This window comes from Maribacter sp. HTCC2170, from assembly GCF_000153165.2.
In the GTDB taxonomy this organism is placed as follows: Bacteria; Bacteroidota; Bacteroidia; order Flavobacteriales; family Flavobacteriaceae; genus Maribacter_A.
On sequence record NC_014472.1, the window covers coordinates 1,419,211 to 1,438,572 of the forward strand.

At 38.3% G+C, this 19,362-nt stretch carries 13 protein-coding genes; 5 read left to right on the forward strand and 8 right to left on the reverse strand.

Annotated elements, in window-relative coordinates:
• The first annotated feature begins 54 nt into the window (after positions 1-54).
• A complete protein-coding gene (locus tag FB2170_RS06340; RefSeq protein ID WP_013305705.1) occupies positions 55-954 on the forward strand; it encodes a tryptophan 2,3-dioxygenase family protein in 900 nt (299 codons plus the stop codon).
• A gap of 6 nt (positions 955-960) precedes the next feature.
• On the opposite strand, the gene FB2170_RS06345 is transcribed toward FB2170_RS06340, so the two are convergent.
• The 7 genes from FB2170_RS06345 to hemH form a co-directional block, all read right to left on the reverse strand.
• A complete protein-coding gene (locus FB2170_RS06345) occupies positions 961-4,083 on the reverse strand; it encodes a WD40/YVTN/BNR-like repeat-containing protein (RefSeq protein ID WP_041633085.1) in 3,123 nt (1,040 codons plus the stop codon).
• Positions 4,084-4,100: 17 nt separating this feature from the next.
• Positions 4,101-5,870: an arylsulfatase gene (locus tag FB2170_RS06350; RefSeq protein WP_013305707.1), complete on the reverse strand. Its 1,770-nt coding sequence runs from the start codon at positions 5,868-5,870 to the stop codon at positions 4,101-4,103.
• Positions 5,871-5,920: 50 nt separating this feature from the next.
• Complete coding sequence (locus tag FB2170_RS06355; protein WP_013305708.1) at positions 5,921-6,217, reverse strand: GIY-YIG nuclease family protein; 297 nt, start codon at positions 6,215-6,217, stop codon at positions 5,921-5,923.
• A 135-nt stretch (positions 6,218-6,352) separates the two neighbouring features.
• Complete coding sequence (locus FB2170_RS06360; RefSeq protein WP_013305709.1) at positions 6,353-9,490, reverse strand: VPS10 domain-containing protein; 3,138 nt, start codon at positions 9,488-9,490, stop codon at positions 6,353-6,355.
• Between the two features lie 99 nt (positions 9,491-9,589).
• Complete coding sequence (locus FB2170_RS06365) at positions 9,590-10,693, reverse strand: lactonase family protein (protein ID WP_013305710.1); 1,104 nt, start codon at positions 10,691-10,693, stop codon at positions 9,590-9,592.
• Between the two features lie 53 nt (positions 10,694-10,746).
• Positions 10,747-12,126 (reverse strand): MATE family efflux transporter, encoded by a 1,380-nt coding sequence (locus FB2170_RS06370; protein ID WP_013305711.1) that lies wholly within the window; start codon positions 12,124-12,126, stop codon positions 10,747-10,749.
• Complete coding sequence (gene hemH, locus FB2170_RS06375) at positions 12,127-13,158, reverse strand: ferrochelatase (protein WP_013305712.1); 1,032 nt, start codon at positions 13,156-13,158, stop codon at positions 12,127-12,129. It abuts the gene before it with no gap.
• A 170-nt stretch (positions 13,159-13,328) separates the two neighbouring features.
• Between hemH and FB2170_RS06380 the strand changes: the two genes are divergently transcribed.
• A complete protein-coding gene (locus FB2170_RS06380; RefSeq protein ID WP_041633086.1) occupies positions 13,329-14,168 on the forward strand; it encodes an N-acetylmuramoyl-L-alanine amidase-like domain-containing protein in 840 nt (279 codons plus the stop codon).
• Between the two features lie 211 nt (positions 14,169-14,379).
• Here the strand turns inward: FB2170_RS06380 and FB2170_RS06385 are convergent, their stop codons facing one another.
• Positions 14,380-15,273, reverse strand: a complete 894-nt coding sequence (locus tag FB2170_RS06385; RefSeq protein ID WP_013305713.1) for an AraC family transcriptional regulator — start codon at positions 15,271-15,273, stop codon at positions 14,380-14,382.
• 198 nt (positions 15,274-15,471) lie between these two features.
• Between FB2170_RS06385 and hemA the strand changes: the two genes are divergently transcribed.
• Genes hemA through hemE form a run of 3 tightly spaced genes read left to right on the forward strand, consistent with a single transcriptional unit; the run spans position 15,472 to position 19,350 of the window.
• On the forward strand, positions 15,472-16,728 hold the full coding sequence (gene hemA / locus FB2170_RS06390) for a glutamyl-tRNA reductase (RefSeq protein ID WP_013305714.1): 1,257 nt from the start codon (positions 15,472-15,474) through the stop codon (positions 16,726-16,728).
• Complete coding sequence (hemC, locus tag FB2170_RS06395; RefSeq protein WP_013305715.1) at positions 16,725-18,314, forward strand: hydroxymethylbilane synthase; 1,590 nt, start codon at positions 16,725-16,727, stop codon at positions 18,312-18,314. The genes hemA and hemC overlap by 4 nt, the downstream gene beginning before the upstream one ends.
• A gap of 7 nt (positions 18,315-18,321) precedes the next feature.
• Complete coding sequence (gene hemE, locus FB2170_RS06400; protein WP_013305716.1) at positions 18,322-19,350, forward strand: uroporphyrinogen decarboxylase; 1,029 nt, start codon at positions 18,322-18,324, stop codon at positions 19,348-19,350.
• Positions 19,351-19,362 lie beyond the last annotated feature (12 nt).

A 19,362-nucleotide genomic window follows, 5' to 3' on the forward strand; every position in this document is an offset into this window, starting at 1 on the left:
GATTATTGTCAACCCATACCAACATTTTAAATTGCAATAGCATTGCCCTCAATTATGTCCGACATCAATAAAAAACTTCAAAAAAAATACGAAGATTTAGGAGAAAATCACGAAACCTATTTGGAAGGACTTTTACAGGCCAAACCTATTAATTATTGGGATTATATTGAGGTTGACACTTTGCTATCACTCCAAAAGCCGCGGACTTATTTTAAAGATGAATCTATCTTCATCATGTACCATCAGATTACTGAACTCACGTTAAAAATGATGGTGCATGAAGCGGAACAAATCGTAGAAGAAGAAAACATTACTGAAGAATTCATACAAACCAAAGTAAGTAGAATGAATCGGTATACTAAAATGCTGATCACTTCCTTCTCCATTATGAAAGATGGTATGAATTACGATGATTATAATACGTTCAGAACAACCTTAACTCCAGCCAGTGGGTTTCAAAGCGCACAGTTCAGATATCTTGAACTTCATTGTACCCCTCTTAAAAACTTAATAAACACCTCTGGCAAAAAGAGATTGCCCGACAATCCTACTGTAACAGATTATTTTGAAAACTTATATTGGAAAGATGCCGGGTATAATCGTAAAACAGGAGAAAAGAGCTTAACACTTATTGAATTTGAAAAGAGATATTTGGACAAGTTTAAAGGATTGGCAAAAAAAGTTGAAGGAAATACCATCGCGGATAAGATTTTAACCTTTTCCCCTATTTCTGAAGACCTTAAAGAAACACTTAGATCTTTTGATGAGCTGTACAATATAAATTGGCCAATGACCCACCTAAATACAGCCAAGCACTACTTAAGTAAGAAAGGAGAACAGAAAGAAGCTACTGGTGGTTCTGATTGGGCCAAATACCTTCATCCAAAATACCAGCAGCGTAAATTTTTTCCAACCCTATGGTCCAAGGCTGAAAAAGAGAATTGGGGAATATAAGCGGTTTTATAATCTAATTGCCCCTATTCCAGATTCCCATAGCTTTTTATTAAACTCAGGGATAGCCTTATTCATTAATCGCTCTGCTTCTGTATTAAGTGTTTTCCACTGGGCATCCAATTCGTTCTTACGGTCCTTTGAGGATTGATTCACTCTTGGAATACTGCTGTTCGTAGCATCAATCAAAAACAAATACTCAGCCGTGAATTTGTTCGGAAAGTTCTCAACATCATCATAGGCTTTCGACTTACGTTGAACCATGTCTTTGTCCCAAGCATCCAATTGTTTCAGAAGTTCATTGCCTTCATTTTTCAATGCTTCATCCCCAATATCCTTTATTACTGATTTTAGCTGTTTTTGAGCTTTATACAATCCATTTAACCTGTTATGCATTGTGGTCAATTTCTTTTCCATTTCAGTCATAAAATCATCATATGCATCATATTGCCCAGTTTTAGTTTGATAAGTAGGAACTTCAACAATGGTGCCTGCAGTAGTTGCAATCTTATCATTCACTTTTAACTTAAGGGCATAATTGCCAGGGGGTACAGTATGCCCACTAAAACGAGATTCTATATAAACATTGGGAATTCCGGGTAAGAGGGATGTTTTCATATCCCAGACAAAACGATTCAACCCCTCTTTTTTAGATAACAATGGCGCTTGCGACGGCCCACCTCCATTAAATCTAGGAGTTTCAATATCTCTTTTAGAACTAAAACTTCGTACCAGAACGCCTTTTGAATTTATGATATCCAAAGAAATATGAGTAGAATCAGAAAGCTTGGGTAACTCATAGTACATAACCATCCCATTGGCAGGGTTTACACCATTGAAAGGGTTAGTTCCCTTGAATTTATCTGAATTTCTACTTAATGGGCTTCGCCATGAACCGTTTAACGCATCATTGGGTCTATGAATTTTCAATTCTTTATTTAAAGGTTCATATTGCTCCAAGACACTCAAATCATCCAAAATCCAAAATGAACGGCCAGAAGTTGCCACGACCAAATTTCCTTTATGCACCTTTAAGTCAGTGATTGGAGTTTTAGGAAGGTTCAATTGAAAAGACTCCCAATTCTTACCGCCATTCCACGAAACATAAACTCCTTTTTCTGTACCTGCATATAGCAAGTCTTGTCGATTCTGATCTTCCCTCACAACTCTGGTAAATGCTCCGTTCGGAATCCCTGAACTTATATTGGTCCAACTCACTCCATAGTCAGTGGTCTTATAAATAGCTGGAGTATGATCATTGAATTTATATCTGGTAGCGGCAATATAGGCCGTCGCAGGATCGTGCGGTGATACTTCAATCGCATTGACCAGGCATTCTTTCAATCCTTTCGGAGTCACATTTTGCCAAGTAGATGCATTGTCCCTTGAAATGTGAACAAAACCATCATCACTACCTGTCCAGAACACTCCTTTTTCATGGGGAGATTCAATCATATAAGCGATTGTCCCGTAATTCTCAGCACCAACCGCTTCATTAGTATACGGTCCTCCACCATTACCTTGTTTATCATCCATATTACGTGTTAAGTCTGGTGACACTTCTTCCCAAGTAACTCCCATATCCTTTGTTCTAAGAACCAATTGGGCACAATGGTAAAATGTATTGGGTTCGTGCTGTGACTTAATAATCGGAGCATTCCAATTATAGAGGTATTTCATGTTTCGTGCTTCGCGCCCTAAATATTGAATAGGAGCGGCCATTATTTGGGTAGAGGCTTTTGAATCCATGTCTAAGGCTTCAATGGTCCCCAAATAACTTCCTCCTAAAACATACCTGGGATTATCTGGATCAAAGGCCAAAAAGGCGCTTTCACCCCCCGCGGCATAAGTCCAATCCTGTTCTGTAATGCCACCTCTTCCTAAAGAAAGACTAGCAATGCGAACTGAAGTGTTATCCTGTTGTCCTCCATAAATATTATATGGAAATAGGTTGTCAACGCTAATTCTATAAAACTGGGCGGTTGGCATAATATCTTGCGAAGACCAAGTTTTGCCATAATTAAAACTAATGGCAGCACCACCGTCATTAGCAATCACCATATTGTTTGAATTATCAGGATTTATCCATAAATCATGGAAATCACCATGTGTTCCTGACAATCGCTCCCAAGTTTTACCCCCATCAATAGAACGTAAGGCAGGAGCACTCATTACGTAGACGGTGTTTTCATTGTTTGGGTCGGTAAATACTTCTGTATAATACCAAGCCCGTTGTGTTAAGCGATTATCCCCACTAACCAAACTCCAACTTTTTCCTGCATTATTTGACACAAACAAACCGCCTTTATCTTGGTTGGAATCACTTTCAATTAAGGCATATACTTTATTGGAATTAGCCGGACTTACAGAAATTGCCATCTTTCCTTTTTCCTTTGGAAGACCTTTTTCAATCTTGAACCAATTATCTCCACCATTAGTCGATTTATAAACACCACTACCTTCTCCACCACTAATTACTATATTAGGTTTACGTTGATGCTCCCACATAGTTGCATACATTACTTCCGGATAGTTTGCATCCATAGTTAATTCTGAACAACCAGTTAATTTATTAACAAATAAAACCTTTTTCCAATGTTCTCCGCCATCTGTAGACTTGTATATTCCGCGCTCTTTATTTGGCCCGTAAAGTGCACCTTGAGCAGCAACATATACGATATCAGGATTGGTTGGATGAATTATTATACGGGAAATATGTTGGGTTGCTGCCAACCCCATTTTTTTCCAAGTCTTCCCAGCGTCTGTAGATTTATACACTCCGTCCCCATAAGAAGTCATAACACCCCTAGGAGCATGTTCTCCCATACCACAATACAAAATATTTGGGTTTGAAGCTGATGCCGCAATTGCTCCAACAGACCCTAATTCAAAAAAACCATCAGAAATATTTTCCCATCGTTGACCTGCATCCGAAGTCTTCCATAATCCGCCACCAGTAGTTCCCATATAATAAGTCAATGGGTCGCCAATTACTCCAGTAGCCATAACTGACCTACCCCCTCTAAACGGACCAATATTCCGATATTTTAAAGGTTTAAAATAAGTATCGGCTGTTTGAGTAAACGCAGATGTAGCTGTAAAAGTTAAAAATAGAAGAACAAGTTTTTTCATTGTATAGGGAGTTGGTTCTAGTTTAATTTTTGAATTTCTACCCAAAATGGGAGTATTTTTTTATTGCCCAGCTTGTAAAAAGGAACTAAGTCACAATTCATCTTAGGTAAAGAGACATTAACCATTTCAATAATCTCAGTGTGGTCAAGCGTATTTTTCATTTGATTGATTCTTGCTCCTGTTTCAAGGTACATTTTACCTCCTTTGGGTACCGGTTTAATGAATCTGAACTTTATATTATAATAGCCTTCTTCGATTGCAACATTCCATTTACCATAAATCTCTTCTTGGTCCCAGATACCTCGCTCACCACCAGCATCGTTCCTATTGAGAAAAACCGGATTTTCAAACTCTGTACCGATTTTGATTTTTGGCTGTTCAATTATGTTTTCGGATGCTATTAACTCATTGAACCTTAAATCCAATTCATTTCTTAATGAAGCTGCAATTTCATTATTGTCAGCAACCAAATTATGTTGTTCGTAAGGGTCATCCTTAAGATTGAACAATTCAAAATCATTGAGTTGAGCATTATAATCCGTGTGCCCAACCAGCTTATAGGGTCCTTTTTGCAATGCCATATTTTGATACAATTCAGGGTAGCGTCGAGTCCAATAAAAGAATAAGGACCTGTCTTGCCACTCAGCTTCTTTTCCGTCAAAAAGAGCCGTGAAACTTTTACCATCAATCTTTCGATTTTCAGGTAACTTAACATCGCAAATTTCTGAAAGGGTAGGAAGAACATCAATATGCGCCGTGGTGGTTTCTACATCTTGATTTCCTTGCCACTTTGAGGGATATCTTAAGTAAAAAGGAACTCGCACACCGCCTCTGTAAACACTGCCCTTTCTTCCTCGCATACCTGCCACATATCTTACCTGCTGCGGTCCATTGTCAGTCATAAAGACAACTAACGTATTCTCGGCAATCTTGAGGTCATCAAGCTTACGCATCAACTTACCAATATTATCATCGATATTGGAAACCATGGCATATACCTTTCGGGCATCTTCTTTGTTCTTCTTGGTCATTTCTACAAACGGCCTGGAATCATCCTCAAAACCAGAAGAAGGGTCTATGTCTTTATACTGTTGATAATACTTGTCCGGAACCTGAAGCGGCGTATGCGGGGCGTTAAAAGAAAGGTAACAGAAAAAAGGCTGATCATGATTCTTTTCAATAAAATCTATGGCATTTTCTGCAAATATATCACTGCAATAACCCTCATATGATTCCCGCTCACCATTGTGCCATAATACTGGGTCAAAATAACTTCGTTCTTTTTGAAAATAAGTTGTAAAATCACCTACCTGTCCCATTCCGCCTGAAAGGTGAATCAATGATTCATCAAATCCTTGGTCATTGGGACGTGAGGGATAATTGTCACCTAAATGCCATTTGCCAAAAACTCCTGTTTTATAATTGGCCTGCTTAAGCATTTCTGCTATTGTGACTTCGTTGGACGCCATTATTGCCCCACCATTGTATGTGTCCCTAATTCCTGTTCTGAGCGAATATCTCCCCGTCATTAAACTCGCCCTTGTAGGGGCGCAAACAGGTGAAACATAAAAGTTGTTCATACGAATACTTTCACTTGCAAAAGAATCAATGTTTGGGGTTTTTACATGTGGATTCCCTGTATAACCTAAATCACCATACCCTTGATCATCTGTTATGATGATGATGACATTAGGTCGTTTATTTTCTTGAGATAAGCTCACCAGGGGATAAAGGAACATCAATGAAGACGTCCAAAAAATAGTAAATAAAAACCTTTTGCTTTTCATATTTGTAACTCTATGTTCAAAGGTCTCGACTCCGCTCGACCAGACAGGAATTAATGCTCACTTTTGTTTTTAAAGTGACTTTTATTTTTACATTCAGCCAACAATGGAGGAAGGTCATATTTCCCTTCCGCCAAAGCCAACTTCTTTTTTCTACTCCACTTTTTAATTTTCTTTTCAAAATATTCAGCTTGAACAAACTGCATGAATTCTTGATGAAAAATTAAATCTACTGGCCTTCGTTTTGCAGTGTATGAATTATCATTAATTCCAACATTATGTTCTTTTAATCTACGTTCTAAATTATTAGTGAGTCCTGTATAAATAGAATCATCCGAACATCTTACCATATACACATAATAAAACTTCAATTTGGTGTTTGATTTATTAAACTACTGTCACTTCGAGCGGAGTCGAGAAGAAATTAGGTGAAAAAATCCTTTATCTCGACTCCGCTCGATATGACTGATTTATTTGTATTTACCCTAGTCTTCTACAAACAGGTAATTCAATTTTAATTCATTGAAGGCATCATTGAACTCTTTTAGCTCTTTTGAAACTACCTCGTCAAACGCCTTTAGTTGATTATCGATTTGCCCTGTCAATTCATCTTTTACAACAATATCTTGCTCAGTGGGTGGGAAATCATCAATGGCAACCAAACTGTTTAAATGCCCTAATTTGTTATTCAATCGAATAGGGAAATTCAAAGGGTCTTGTCCACTTCTATTTTTAGTTTGATACAAGGCTTTTTCAACAGTGCCCAAGCTCTCTTTCATCTTCTTAGCTTTTTCTACCAATTCCTTGGTTTGGTCATTGTCCTTGTATTGTTTGGAGAAGGCGTCCAATTGCTTCGTTATTTTTCTGATTTTTTCTATTGATTTATGGGCGTTATCAATAGTAGTGTTGATATCAGTTATAAAATCGAATTGTTTTTGCATATCAGCAACAGAAACCTCTGCCCTTGGGTCAGGAATAATCTTAAAAGTCTGCGACTGTGAATCTCCATTCACATTTAAATGCACTTTATAATCTCCAGGAACTGCTTTTGCCCCATCTAAGCTTGCCCACCAAAGAATCATTCCCTTAAGTAGTTTAGCCCCTTTGCCGCGTGTATCCCAAACAAAGGTATTTCCTCCTTTTTCAACCTTTAGCTTTTTGTCTTTTTCTTTCGCTGTATTACTATAATTGGCCAAAGTATCACCCGCCATAGAAGTAAAGGTCAATTTAACAGTGTCTTTTTCAGCAAGGCTCTTTAAATAAAAATGTGTTATCACTCCGTTCGGATGATTAGCTCCAGAGGTTTTAGAAGGAGTTCGAGTGGTACCACCTTTTGTTCTATATGAATCTTTTGGTTGATATAAAATAGCAGAAGCATTTTTCTTGCTTGCATCTATTTGATGTAAGACTGTTAAGTCATCCAACATCCAAATACTTCGCCCTTGTGTTGCCACAATTAAATTGTTGTCTTTTATAGTCAAATCAGTAATTGGAACAATAGGTAAGTTCATTTGGAATGGACTCCAATTTGCGCCATCATCAAAAGAAATATACATTCCTGTTTCGGTACCAGCATAGAGTAATCCCTTACGCTTAGGGTCTTCGCGAACCACGCGTGTAAAATGTTCTTTTTTTATACCATTCGTTATTTTTTCCCAAGTTTTACCAAAATCCGCTGTTTTAAAGAGGTAAGGTTGGAAATCTCCCAGCTTGTATCTTGTAGCTGCAACATAGCAAGTTCCTTCATCATAGGCTGAAGGTTCAATGCTATTAATCATACTCCATTCAGGCATATTTGGCGGAGTAATATTCTCCCAATTAGCACCACCGTCTTTTGTAATATGAATCAAACCATCATCACTACCAACCCACAATAATCCATCTTTTAAAGGACTTTCATTGGCCGCGAAAATGGTACAGTAATATTCAACACTGGTATTATCTTGCGTAATCGGCCCTCCACTGGAAACTAATTTAGTTGGGTCATTTCTTGTGAGGTCATCACTTAATAACTTCCAACTTTGTCCTTCATTTTCAGTAACATGAACATGATTCGAAAAGGTATACAGTTTTTTAGGATTGTGTTTACTGAATATTATCGGGAAATTCCACTGGAATCTATATTTCATCCCTTCAGCTCCATGACCCATAGGATTGTCGGGCCAAACATTAATACCCCGAACCGTATTTTTATCGTGATTTACTCGGGTTAAGAAACCATCATAACTGCCTCCATACACAATATCATTGTTCAATGGGTCAACCGCTATATGCGCCGATTCTCCTCCGGCCGTAGGTTCCCAATCATTTTCACCAATGGTTCTACCATCACTGCGGTGATTAATTCTCAACGTAGAATTATCTTGTTGTGCTACATAAATTCGGTATGGAAACGCATTATCAGTCGTAACTCTATAAAACTGTGCTGTAGGCTGATTGTAGTATGTACTCCATGTTTCACCCCCATCATAAGATACTTGAGCACCGCCATCATCGCCAATAATCATTCGCTTACTGTTTTCTGGAGAAATCCATAAATCATGATGATCACCATGCGGAGCATTAAATGTGTTAAATGATTTACCACCATCGGTGGATTTGTGATAACGTACATTTAGGACATAAACAACATCCTCATCCTCCGTATCGGCATACACTCTGGTGTAGTACCAAGCCCGTTGACGCAACTTACGTTCGCTATTTACTTGTGTCCATTTTTTGCCACCGTCATCAGAACGGTATAGTCCGCCTTTTTCCTTGTTCTCTACAATGGCCCAAACGCGCTCTGAATTTTTTGGAGAAACTGTTACCCCGATAATTCCAAGAGTATCTTTTGGAAAACCTTCATTCTTAGAAATTTCTTTCCAAGTTTCACCACTATCAGTACTTTTCCAAAGTGCAGAACCGTCGCCACCACTACTCAAGCTGTAAGGCGTTCTTTGTGCTCTCCAAGTTGAAGCATATAGAATGCGTGGATTATTTGGGTCGAAAGTCAAATCAACCGCACCGGATTGATTGTTCACAAATAATTTCTTGCTCCACGTTTTACCTCCATCCGTACTTTTATAAATACCGCGCTCTTGTGTTGGTTTGTATATGTTGCCAAGTACCGCAGCATATACGATATCTGGATTTGTAGGATGGATTCTTATTCTTGGTACATGTCTACTATTTTTCAGTCCAGCTGAAGTCCATGTTTTCCCTGCATCCTCCGTTTTCCATATCCCATATCCTGAGGAAACATTTCCGCGAAGAGTTTTTTCACCGCCGCCAACAAAGATGATATTTGGGTCGCTTTTAGCAACCTCAACAGCGCCTATACTACCCCCGAAATAGCCATCGGAAATATTCTCCCAAGAACGACCACCATCCAAAGTTTTCCAAACACCACCGCCAGTAGCACCAAAATAAAAGAGGTTAGGTTCGCCAGGAACACCAGTAACAGCCGCCGAACGGCCACCACGAAACGGACCTACCAATCGGTATTCCATACTCGAATACAGTTCCTCTGGATATTGCGGCGTTACTGTTGTAGATTTTTTTCGCCTTTGTGCAAAAGTAGAAGTTGGTAATAGTAAAATGGCCAGCATAAACATGCTCGCCCAAGCGTAGAAAGTTTTCATTTTTTAAATGTTGTAATTAGTCAACACTAAATGTAAGGAAAAAGCTTGAATTTTAATTCAATGTGATTCATTGATTATTTAGCAGCACGGATAAGGAAACTACTCCAAAAATTCCAAACACACAGGACTAGATAATTTCTCTTCGTGAAGAAAAGTTAGTGTTCCATCTTCGGTATTTCTGCCATAAACAGTGATGTTGTTACTACGTTGATTAGCCACTAAAAGAAATTTGCCTGTAGGATCCAAAGTGAAATTTCTAGGCCAGTCCCCTTTTACAGATTCGCGCCCAACTAAACTCAACTTTCCATTGGTCTCATGAACTTTGAAGACCACGATGGTGTTTTCCCCTCGATTGGAACCATAAAGAAATTTACCGTCATCTGACAAATGAATGTCTGCACAATAACTATCCCCATCAAAATCGGCTGCAATTGTACTTTGGGTTTCTAATTCTGTATACGAGAAATCAGGATTACGTTGTAAAACTGTTATGGTTGAATTCAATTCATTAATGACATATAAGAATTTACCATCCTCATTAAACGTAAAATGCCTTGGACCTGCTTTGGGCGCCATTACTAACGGCGGTTGTTTATAGGGCTCCCAATTATCATTTTGAAAATTATATCGTAAAACGGCATCCAGTCCCAAATCGGCTACAAAGAGCTCGTCTTTTGTAAATAGGGCCGAATGAGCATGTGAAGTGCTTGTACTATCAAGTACTTTATGATCTATGAACTGGGGATTGGTTTTTAGTGCTCCATTTGGCCCCAATTTAAAGACCGCCACACTACCTCCACTGTAATTTGAGGTGGCCAAGAACTTGCCATCCTCAGAAATTCCTATATGACAAGGATGGGCGCCAAGAGTTTTACCATCATTGATTTTCTTCAACGAATCACCTATTATTTCAAAAGCAGCAACCGCACCACTTTTACCCTCATGACTGTCCGTCTCTTCAACGGCGTACAAATATTTTTTATCTGGGGAAATCTTCACAAATGACGGATTTCCTATTTTCACAGATAATTTTTTATGTGATAATTCGCCAGAGGTTGAGTCAAAGGAGTAACTATAAATACCTTCACTCCCATTATCTGTATAGGTACCAACAAAAAGTGTATGGTTTTTCAATGTTTCGGTTTTTTTGCATCCATTGATGGATATTACTATACAAATCAATAAAAAAAGATACTTTTTCATAGTGTTCAATTCAATTAAGCCTTAAAAATAACAAGTTAATTCGAGAATCAAATCTAAGTGGACAATGTATGCTTTACTTCTTTCCTTAAAAAATAACCAGTGACAATAGTTGCTAATAGGTCAGAAATAGGAAAAGATATCCATACTCCTAATTCCCCTAAAAAGTTTGGGAGTATCAATATCAAAGGAATAAAAAAGAAACCTTGACGTGTTAACGTCAACAACAATGCTGGAACCGCTTTACCCACGGCCTGAAAATAAGCCGCTCCAATCAATTGCAGGGCAATTATCGGGGTTGCAGCAAACACCCAACGCATCGCAGCTGGCGTATGCTCCAAAACGAAGGCATTTGTTGCCAATTCCAAATCAGACAGATCAGGTTTATTACTTAAAAACAAAGATGCTATTTCAGCAGGAAACACCATTAATCCAATAAAAACAAGAGTTGCCATCAAAGCTGAATATTTAATTGCCGTATAAATGGATTCTTTGACCCTTTTATATTTATGCGCACCATAGTTATACCCTGCAATAGGTAAAAACCCTTGAGTGACCCCAAAAACAGGAAATAAGGCAAACATTAGCATACGACCAATAATTGCATATACGGCCACCATGGCTTCTCCTCCCAGATCAAAAAGAATATTGTTCATCAAAAGGTAAATAATACTCACCACTGCTTGCCTTGCCATGGTTACAAAACCCAATGAGCCTATTTCTTTAAGAATCAAGATGTTCAAAGCGAAGTCTGGTAAACGTAATTTAAGTTCTGAGTTCTTGGATAAAAAAAAGTATAACACGTAGCTAAAACATAGGAAATAGCTAATTGTACTTGCCCAGGCTGCACCCGCCATACCCCAATCAAAAACATAAATAAATAGATAATCCAAAAACAAATTACCAATTGATGGGATTATCATGGCAATCATGGCAAATTTAGGTTTCCCTTCCGCTCTAATTACCGTATTCCCCATCATGCAAAGTGCAAGAAAAGGCACTCCACAGACCACAATAACATAATAGATTTTCGCAGGATCAAAAATGGCACCCTTGCCTCCAAAAGCAGGAATCAATTCGTCAACATAGGTCAACCCAAGAATCACCATGGTCAAGGTAATCGTTAGGGTCAACATTATTTGGTTACCAAATGTCTTTAAAGCTTTAGCCTTGTTTTCGGCTCCCAGCGCACGTGATATTATACTAGAACCCCCAATACCTATCGCCATGCCCAAAGCACCAATAAAAAAGGAAACAGGAAGCACAACATTGATCGCGGCTATGGCGATAGAACCAATCCAATTACCAACAAAAACCGAGTCGACCAAAACATTTAGTGACATAACCAAAATGCCAATAGATGCCGGTACTGCCTGTTTAACAAGCAATTTACCTATAGGCTCTGTTCCTAACTGGTCTGAAGTAACTCTAGCCATTTACCCAGGCAGTATTTCAGTAGTTTGCCAAGTATCTATCCAGTTGGCCATAACTTGTACCCAAACATCGCTATCATTCAAGCAAGCAATATGCTTATAGGTTTCCCCACCAGCTTCTTGAAACTGATGCTTGCCCTCCATGGCAATTTCTTCCAAGGTTTCAAGACAATCGGCAACAAAGGCAGGGGTAATAACCGCCAGACGTTTTTTGCCCTCTTTGGCTAAGCGAACAAATTCAAAATCGGTAAAAGGTTTTAACCAAGGATCATTCGGTAACCTTGATTGGAAAGAAATACTATATTTACTTTCTTCCAATCCCAAATTCCGGATCACTAATTCAGTGGTTTTAAAACATTGATGACGGTAACAGGAATGATGAGCAACTGAGTTCGTTGTACAGCAGCTATTATCAATCTTACAATGGAATTTTGTAGGGTCCGACTTTCGAATATGACGTTCAGGAATACCATGGTAAGAGAATAGCACGTGATCATAATCAAAACCGTTCAAACCTTCAGCAATACTATCAGAAAGGACTTTTATATAATCCGTGTTTTTATAAAACGCAGGCAAGGTTGTCAAATGCATACTGGGGAAAAACTGCTGTTGATCTTCCAACGCTTTTACGACCACGGTTTCAAAAGAAGACATGGCGTATTGTGGATATAATGGTACCAACAAGACCTCATCCACGCCCTTATCATGTAGTTCTTGTAAACCGCTCTTAATTGTCATACTCCCATAACGCATACCCAATGCAACCGGAATTTTAACTTCTTTCGTTACTTTCTCTGAAAAACGTTCGGAGATTACTACCAAAGGTGAACCTTCTTCCCACCAAATTTTTTGATAAGCTTCGGCCGATTTTTTTGGCCTGGTCTGAAGAATTATTCCACGTACAATGATATTGCGCAACCATTTGGGAACATCAATAACCCGCGGATCCATCAAGAATTCATCTAAATATGGTTTTACATCTTTGGGGGTAGGGCTATCAGGAGAACCCAAATTGACCAATAAAACTCCTTTCATAAATCATTTTCTTTGTTAGCGCAAAAATACCAAATGTGGGCAAACCTCAAGGGCATATCATTAATAAGTGTCAATATAGCCATAAGAAATCATGATTATCCAGAATGTCAAAATTTGAACACTACAATCAATCCCCATTAATCATTAACTTTGAAAACAAAATGCATCCTATGAGGTTTCTTTCTATATTTCTTATGCTTTTCGGTTTATTGAAAATAGGCAATGCCCAACAAATCACCTGTTCGGTTAAAGACAAGCAGGCTTTTGAAGATAAGGTCATTGAGGTAGATGGGTATTTAGAAAAAGATTTGGGCAAGACCTTAATTTCGGTCGGGAAAACTTTTTTGGGCACGGCTTATGTTGCCAAAACCCTTGAAATTGGAGAAACAGAAACTTTGGTCGTTAATCTTCATGGGTTGGATTGCACCACTTATGTCGAAAACGTACTAGCTTTTAGTCTGCTTTTAAAAGATGAAAAGTCCGATTTTGATTCCTTTGTCGACGCACTTGAAACCATTCGGTATAAAAATGGAAAACTCGATGGGTACGCGTCTCGACTACATTATTTTTCGGAATGGATCACCAATAATGAAGTAAAAGGACTTATAAAGGATATGACCTCTGAAATCGGTGGAGTTGAAATAACTAAGAAAATCAACTTTATGAGTGAACATCGTGAGCTTTATCCTTTCTTAAAAGACGACACCAATTTTGAGAAAATAAAAGCTTCTGAAAACTTTTTGAACAATGAAGCCATTTGTTATTTACCCCAAGACCAAATCGGGGCAAATGAACATTTAATCCAATCAGGGGATATTATTGCATTGACAACTTCAATAAACGGCTTGGATATTACGCATACAGGTTTCGCATCGCGAGAAAAAAATGGCAGAATTCACCTTCTGCATGCCTCTTCATCGGGTGAAGTTATGCTCTCGGAAGAACCTTTGGTCGATTATCTTAAAAAGGTGAAAAAGAATACAGGAATCATGGTTGCTAGGGTGCAATAACCATCCTATTAAATCTAAACAAAACAAACTACCTAGTTGGTTTTATTCCCAATGCACCTTTTTAAGTTCCGATATTTTGCATTTACCCGATATTTTCTGGATTTCTAACCTTAAAAATGCATGATTTAAGGTGCCAAGCACCAATAGACCACAAACTACTCAGTCGGTTTACCCTAAAATGGTATTATGGTCTAATGCGGTGGTTACAACTCTAAGATTTTGCCAAGGAGAGCACATATTTCTTAGGCGTAGTGCCGTATTTCTTTTTAAAAGCAGCAATAAAATGACTCGAGGTACTGTAACCTACTTTTAACCCAACTTCATTCACATTGTGCTGACCGGTTTCGAGCAATCTACGGGCATGTTCCATCTTATAATCAAACAAAAAACTATAGACTGAGTCACCATAGATCTGTTTGAAGCCTTCCTTTAATTTCTTTAAACTGAGTCCTACTTCTTTCGCCAATTCGGGCAGCGAAGGTGGTTCGGCCATATGGGAAATCATAACTTCTTTTGCTTGTCGAATGCGCTTTACATTATCTTCATCGACCAAAAACGGACATTGTTCTAAATCAGCATCGGTACTTTTATTAAAATACAATGAAATAAGCTCATATACTTTACCCATGATGTACAATTCCTTGATTGAGGGGTGCAGGTTGTAATTCATGATTTGACTAAGTACAACAGCTATGGCAGGGGAAACTGCTTCTTGGGCATAATACTTTTTCTCTTTGTTCTCTTCACTTAAAAAAGGAATGTAATCTGCTTCTTTTGAAAATAAGGAGTGAAACTTTCCTATGGTCATAACCACAGATACAATCCAAGAATTAGGAGCCATTTCGAGGTTCATGGGTAAATCTACCTGAGTATTATATAAAAGCAACGAATTTTCCTCGGTTACCTCTAGAGCATATCTACCTTCATTAAATACAAATTTGGCGTTGCCCTTTAAACAAAAATGAAATTGAATAAAAGAACTATCAATCTCACGGGTAACTCTTTGAATGTCATTATGATCATTTTGTAATTTCAGAACATAAAATCCGTCCTCAATCAGCACTTCATTAAATGACCCTTGAGCGACATTTTCTTTTAAAGTCATGGATTCAAATTAAATTTTTATTTAGAAATATTCTAAATAGTGATTATTGAAATCGTTCGAAACGATAAATAATTAATGGTTTAGGGCTAATTTACGACGAAAAGGTCTTAAAATCACCGAAATCGATATTAATTGTTCCTCTAGCGTTACTTTTATACAAATGATGCTTCTATTTTTGTGCACGTTCCAAACGGACCTATGAAAGATTATCATATTTCAAAACATAATTCTTTTTACACCATTGGCTTGAATTACAAAAAAGCTGATGCTCTTATTCGAGGTAACTTCAGTTTAGATGAAGCTGCCATGAAAAATTTATTGACTCAGGCCAAGGCACAAGACCTTGACGGTTTATTGGTTACGTCTACTTGTAATCGTACCGAGCTTCATGGTTTTGCCCAGCACCCCTTTCAACTTATAAAGCTTTTATGTGACAATACGTTAGGTACTATTGAACAATTTCAAGAAGTAGCTTATGTGTACAAGAACAATGATGCCATTTCACACTTGTTTCGGGTGGGCACAGGATTGGATAGTCAAATTTTAGGAGATTTTGAAATAATCAGTCAATTGCGTCAAAGTTTCAATCGTTCGAAAAAACATGACATTGCCAACCCTTTCATTGAGCGCTTATGCAATTCAGTGATTCAGGCAAGCAAACGTATTAAGAACGAAACCGAAATCTCATCTGGTGCAACTTCTGTAGCTTTCGCATCGGTTCAATACATCCTTAAAAATGTAGAGAACATTTCAGACAAGAATATTCTGCTCTTTGGAACTGGAAAAATAGGAAGGAATACTTGTGAGAATTTAATTAAGCATACGCATAATTCACATATAACATTAATCAACCGAACAAAGGACAAGGCAGAAAAAATTGCCGGAAAGTTCAACTTGGTGGTAAAGGATTATGGTGACCTACAGACTGAGATTCGGAATTCTGATGTGTTGATAGTAGCAACTGGGGCTCAAACTCCTACCATATCCAAAGAATTATTATATACCAAAAAACCTTTATTGATCTTGGATCTTTCAGTCCCTAAAAATGTTGCTGAAGACGTTACCGAAATGGAAAACGTGACTGTTATTCATTTGGATCATCTTTCTCAGATGACTGATGAGACTTTGGAGCGAAGAAAACAATTCATTCCCCAAGCGGAACGTATTATCGAGGCTATTAAAGGCGAGTTTATTCAATGGCTGGAAACTAGAAAGTTCGCACCCGTGATTAAGGCACTTAAGAATAAGTTGAATACCATGAAGGTTGAAGAGCTTGATTATCAATCTAAAAAGTTATCGGACTTCAACTCAGAACAGGCTGATGTCATATCGGACCGTATTATTCAAAAAATCACCAAACAATTTGCCAACCACCTTAAGGATGCCAATGGTGATGCAGGTGAAAGTTTGGCACTTATCCAAAAAGTTTTTCAGTTAGAACTAAATTCCCAATGAGTAAAATAATTAGAATAGGTACCCGCGATAGTGAATTGGCGCTATGGCAGGCAAATGCCGTTAAAAACCAACTTGAAGCTTTAGGACACCAGACCACTTTAGTACCTGTAAAATCTACAGGTGATATTGTTCTTGATAAACCTCTTTATGAATTGGGGGTCACTGGTATATTCACCAAGACATTGGATGTCGCTATGCTCAATGGCGATATTGACATTGCCGTGCATTCGATGAAGGATGTTCCCACAGCATTACCAAAAGGTATAGTACAAGCTGCAGTTTTGAAACGTGCTAATTATTTGGATATTCTTGCCTATAATGACAATGAAGAATTTTTGGGCGGCAGGGATGCCATTATTGCCACAGGGAGTTTGCGTAGAAAAGCGCAATGGCTCAACAGATACCCGACTCATACTGTAGTTGATCTACGGGGGAACATTAACAGTCGAATGCAAAAGCTGAACGATAATGATTGGAACGGGGCAATTTTTGCCGCAGCCGGTTTAGATCGTATTGGTTTGGAGCATGAAAACACAATTGGTCTTACTTGGATGGTTCCTGCTCCCGCACAAGGGGCAATTATGGTGGTTGCCTTGGAAAATGACGAGTATGTCCTAGAAGCCTGTGCTCAAATGAACCATGAAGCAACCGAAATCTGTACTGGATTGGAGCGTGAGTTTTTGCGCATTTTAGAAGGAGGTTGTACCGCCCCAATTGGAGCCTTGGCATATATAAACAAAGAGGAAGAAGTAAAACTTAAAGGTGTATTGCTTTCCTTGGACGGGAAGAAAAGATTGGAAGCAGAGTTTGCCGAACCTTTGGGCAAACACCAAAACATGGCACGCGATTGCGCCAATAGTATCTTGGCACGTGGTGGCAAACGCCTTATGGGTGAAATACTTAACAGTAGTACAAAAACGACCATTTTTTCAACTAAAAAATTAACGCAAAATCAGCGACTACAGTTTAAAGATGACCTTCATGTAGCCTCTGAAGATTTTATAAAAACAAGCCCCACGCGTATTCCACTTAAAGAATTAAAGACCGAAATACAGAATGTTGTTCTAACAAGTAAAAATGCGGTAGAGGCATTATTGACCAATATAAGTGCCAATGAACTTAAGTTCAAAAATATCTACTGTGTTGGGCGCAAAACAAAACGTTTGGTTGAAAACCGTATTGGAAAAGTCACTCATTTTGAAAGAAATGCAAAGAAGCTTGCCGAGCATTTGGTCGAATTCATGGATGGTACCGAAGTAACATATTTTTGTAGCAATATTCGGTTAGATGACTTTCCTAAAATAATGAAGGATAATAATATTGTTGTTCATGAGATTGAAACTTACCGAACTAAACTTACGCCCATTGAGATTGAAGATAGCGTAGAAGGGGTGTTATTTTTTAGTCCGTCGGGTGTTGAAAGTTATCTGCAAAAAAATAAGGCGAACAAAATAGCCTACTGTATTGGAGAAACGACCGCAAAGGCGGCAAGAGTACATTTTCAAGAAGTTAAAGTAGCCAAAATCCCTGACGTTAGCGGCGTTATTGATTTAGTGAATGAACATTTTAAAATAGCCAATAGCTAAGAACTATATGAAAAACGATTTATTCCTAAGAGCGTTAAAAGGTGAGACTGTAGAAAGACCACCCGTTTGGATGATGCGCCAAGCAGGTAGGTATTTACCTGAATTTATTGAGATTCGTAAAAAGTACGATTTCTTTACGCGTTGTCAAACCCCGGAATTGGCCTCTGAGATTACGGTACAACCTATACGCCGATACGGTATGGATGCTGCTATTCTTTTCAGTGACATTCTTGTGATACCGCAGGCAATGAATATAGAGGTGCAAATGAAACCAAATTTTGGACCTTACCTTCCCAACCCTATACAAACCCAAAAGGCTGTTGATAACGTAATAGTTCCTGATGTAACTGAAGAATTGGATTATGTGATGCAGGCTATAAAAATGACAAAAGAGAAACTGAATGATGAGATTCCATTGATCGGATTTGCAGGTTCCCCTTGGACGATACTTTGCTATTGCGTACAAGGTCAAGGCAGCAAAACATTTGACAAAGCCAAGGAATTTTGTTTTACACAGCCCGTCGCAGCTCATCAACTACTTCAAAAAATAACAGATACCACAATAGCCTATCTAAAGGAAAAAGTAAAAGCTGGAGTGAACGCCGTACAGGTTTTCGATTCTTGGGGAGGAATGCTTTCTCCTACCGATTATCAGGAATTCTCATTTCAATACATTCAACAGATTATTGATGCATTAAAAGAGGAGGCTCCTGTCATAGTTTTCGGAAAAGGGTGTTGGTTCGCTTTAAATGATATGGCAAAATCAGGAGCATCGGCCTTAGGCGTCGACTGGACATGCTCTCCAAAAAATGCGCGCTATCTGTCAGGTGGCAATATAACGTTACAAGGGAATTTTGACCCTTCACGGTTATTGTCTCCTCCTGCTGAAATCAAAAAAATGGTAACCCAAATGATCAATGAATTTGGCAAGGACAAATACGTTGTAAATCTTGGTCATGGTATATTACCAAATATACCATTGGATAATGCCAAGGCCTTCATTGATGCAGTAAAAGAATACAAAAGTTCCGTTTAATACCAATTGGTT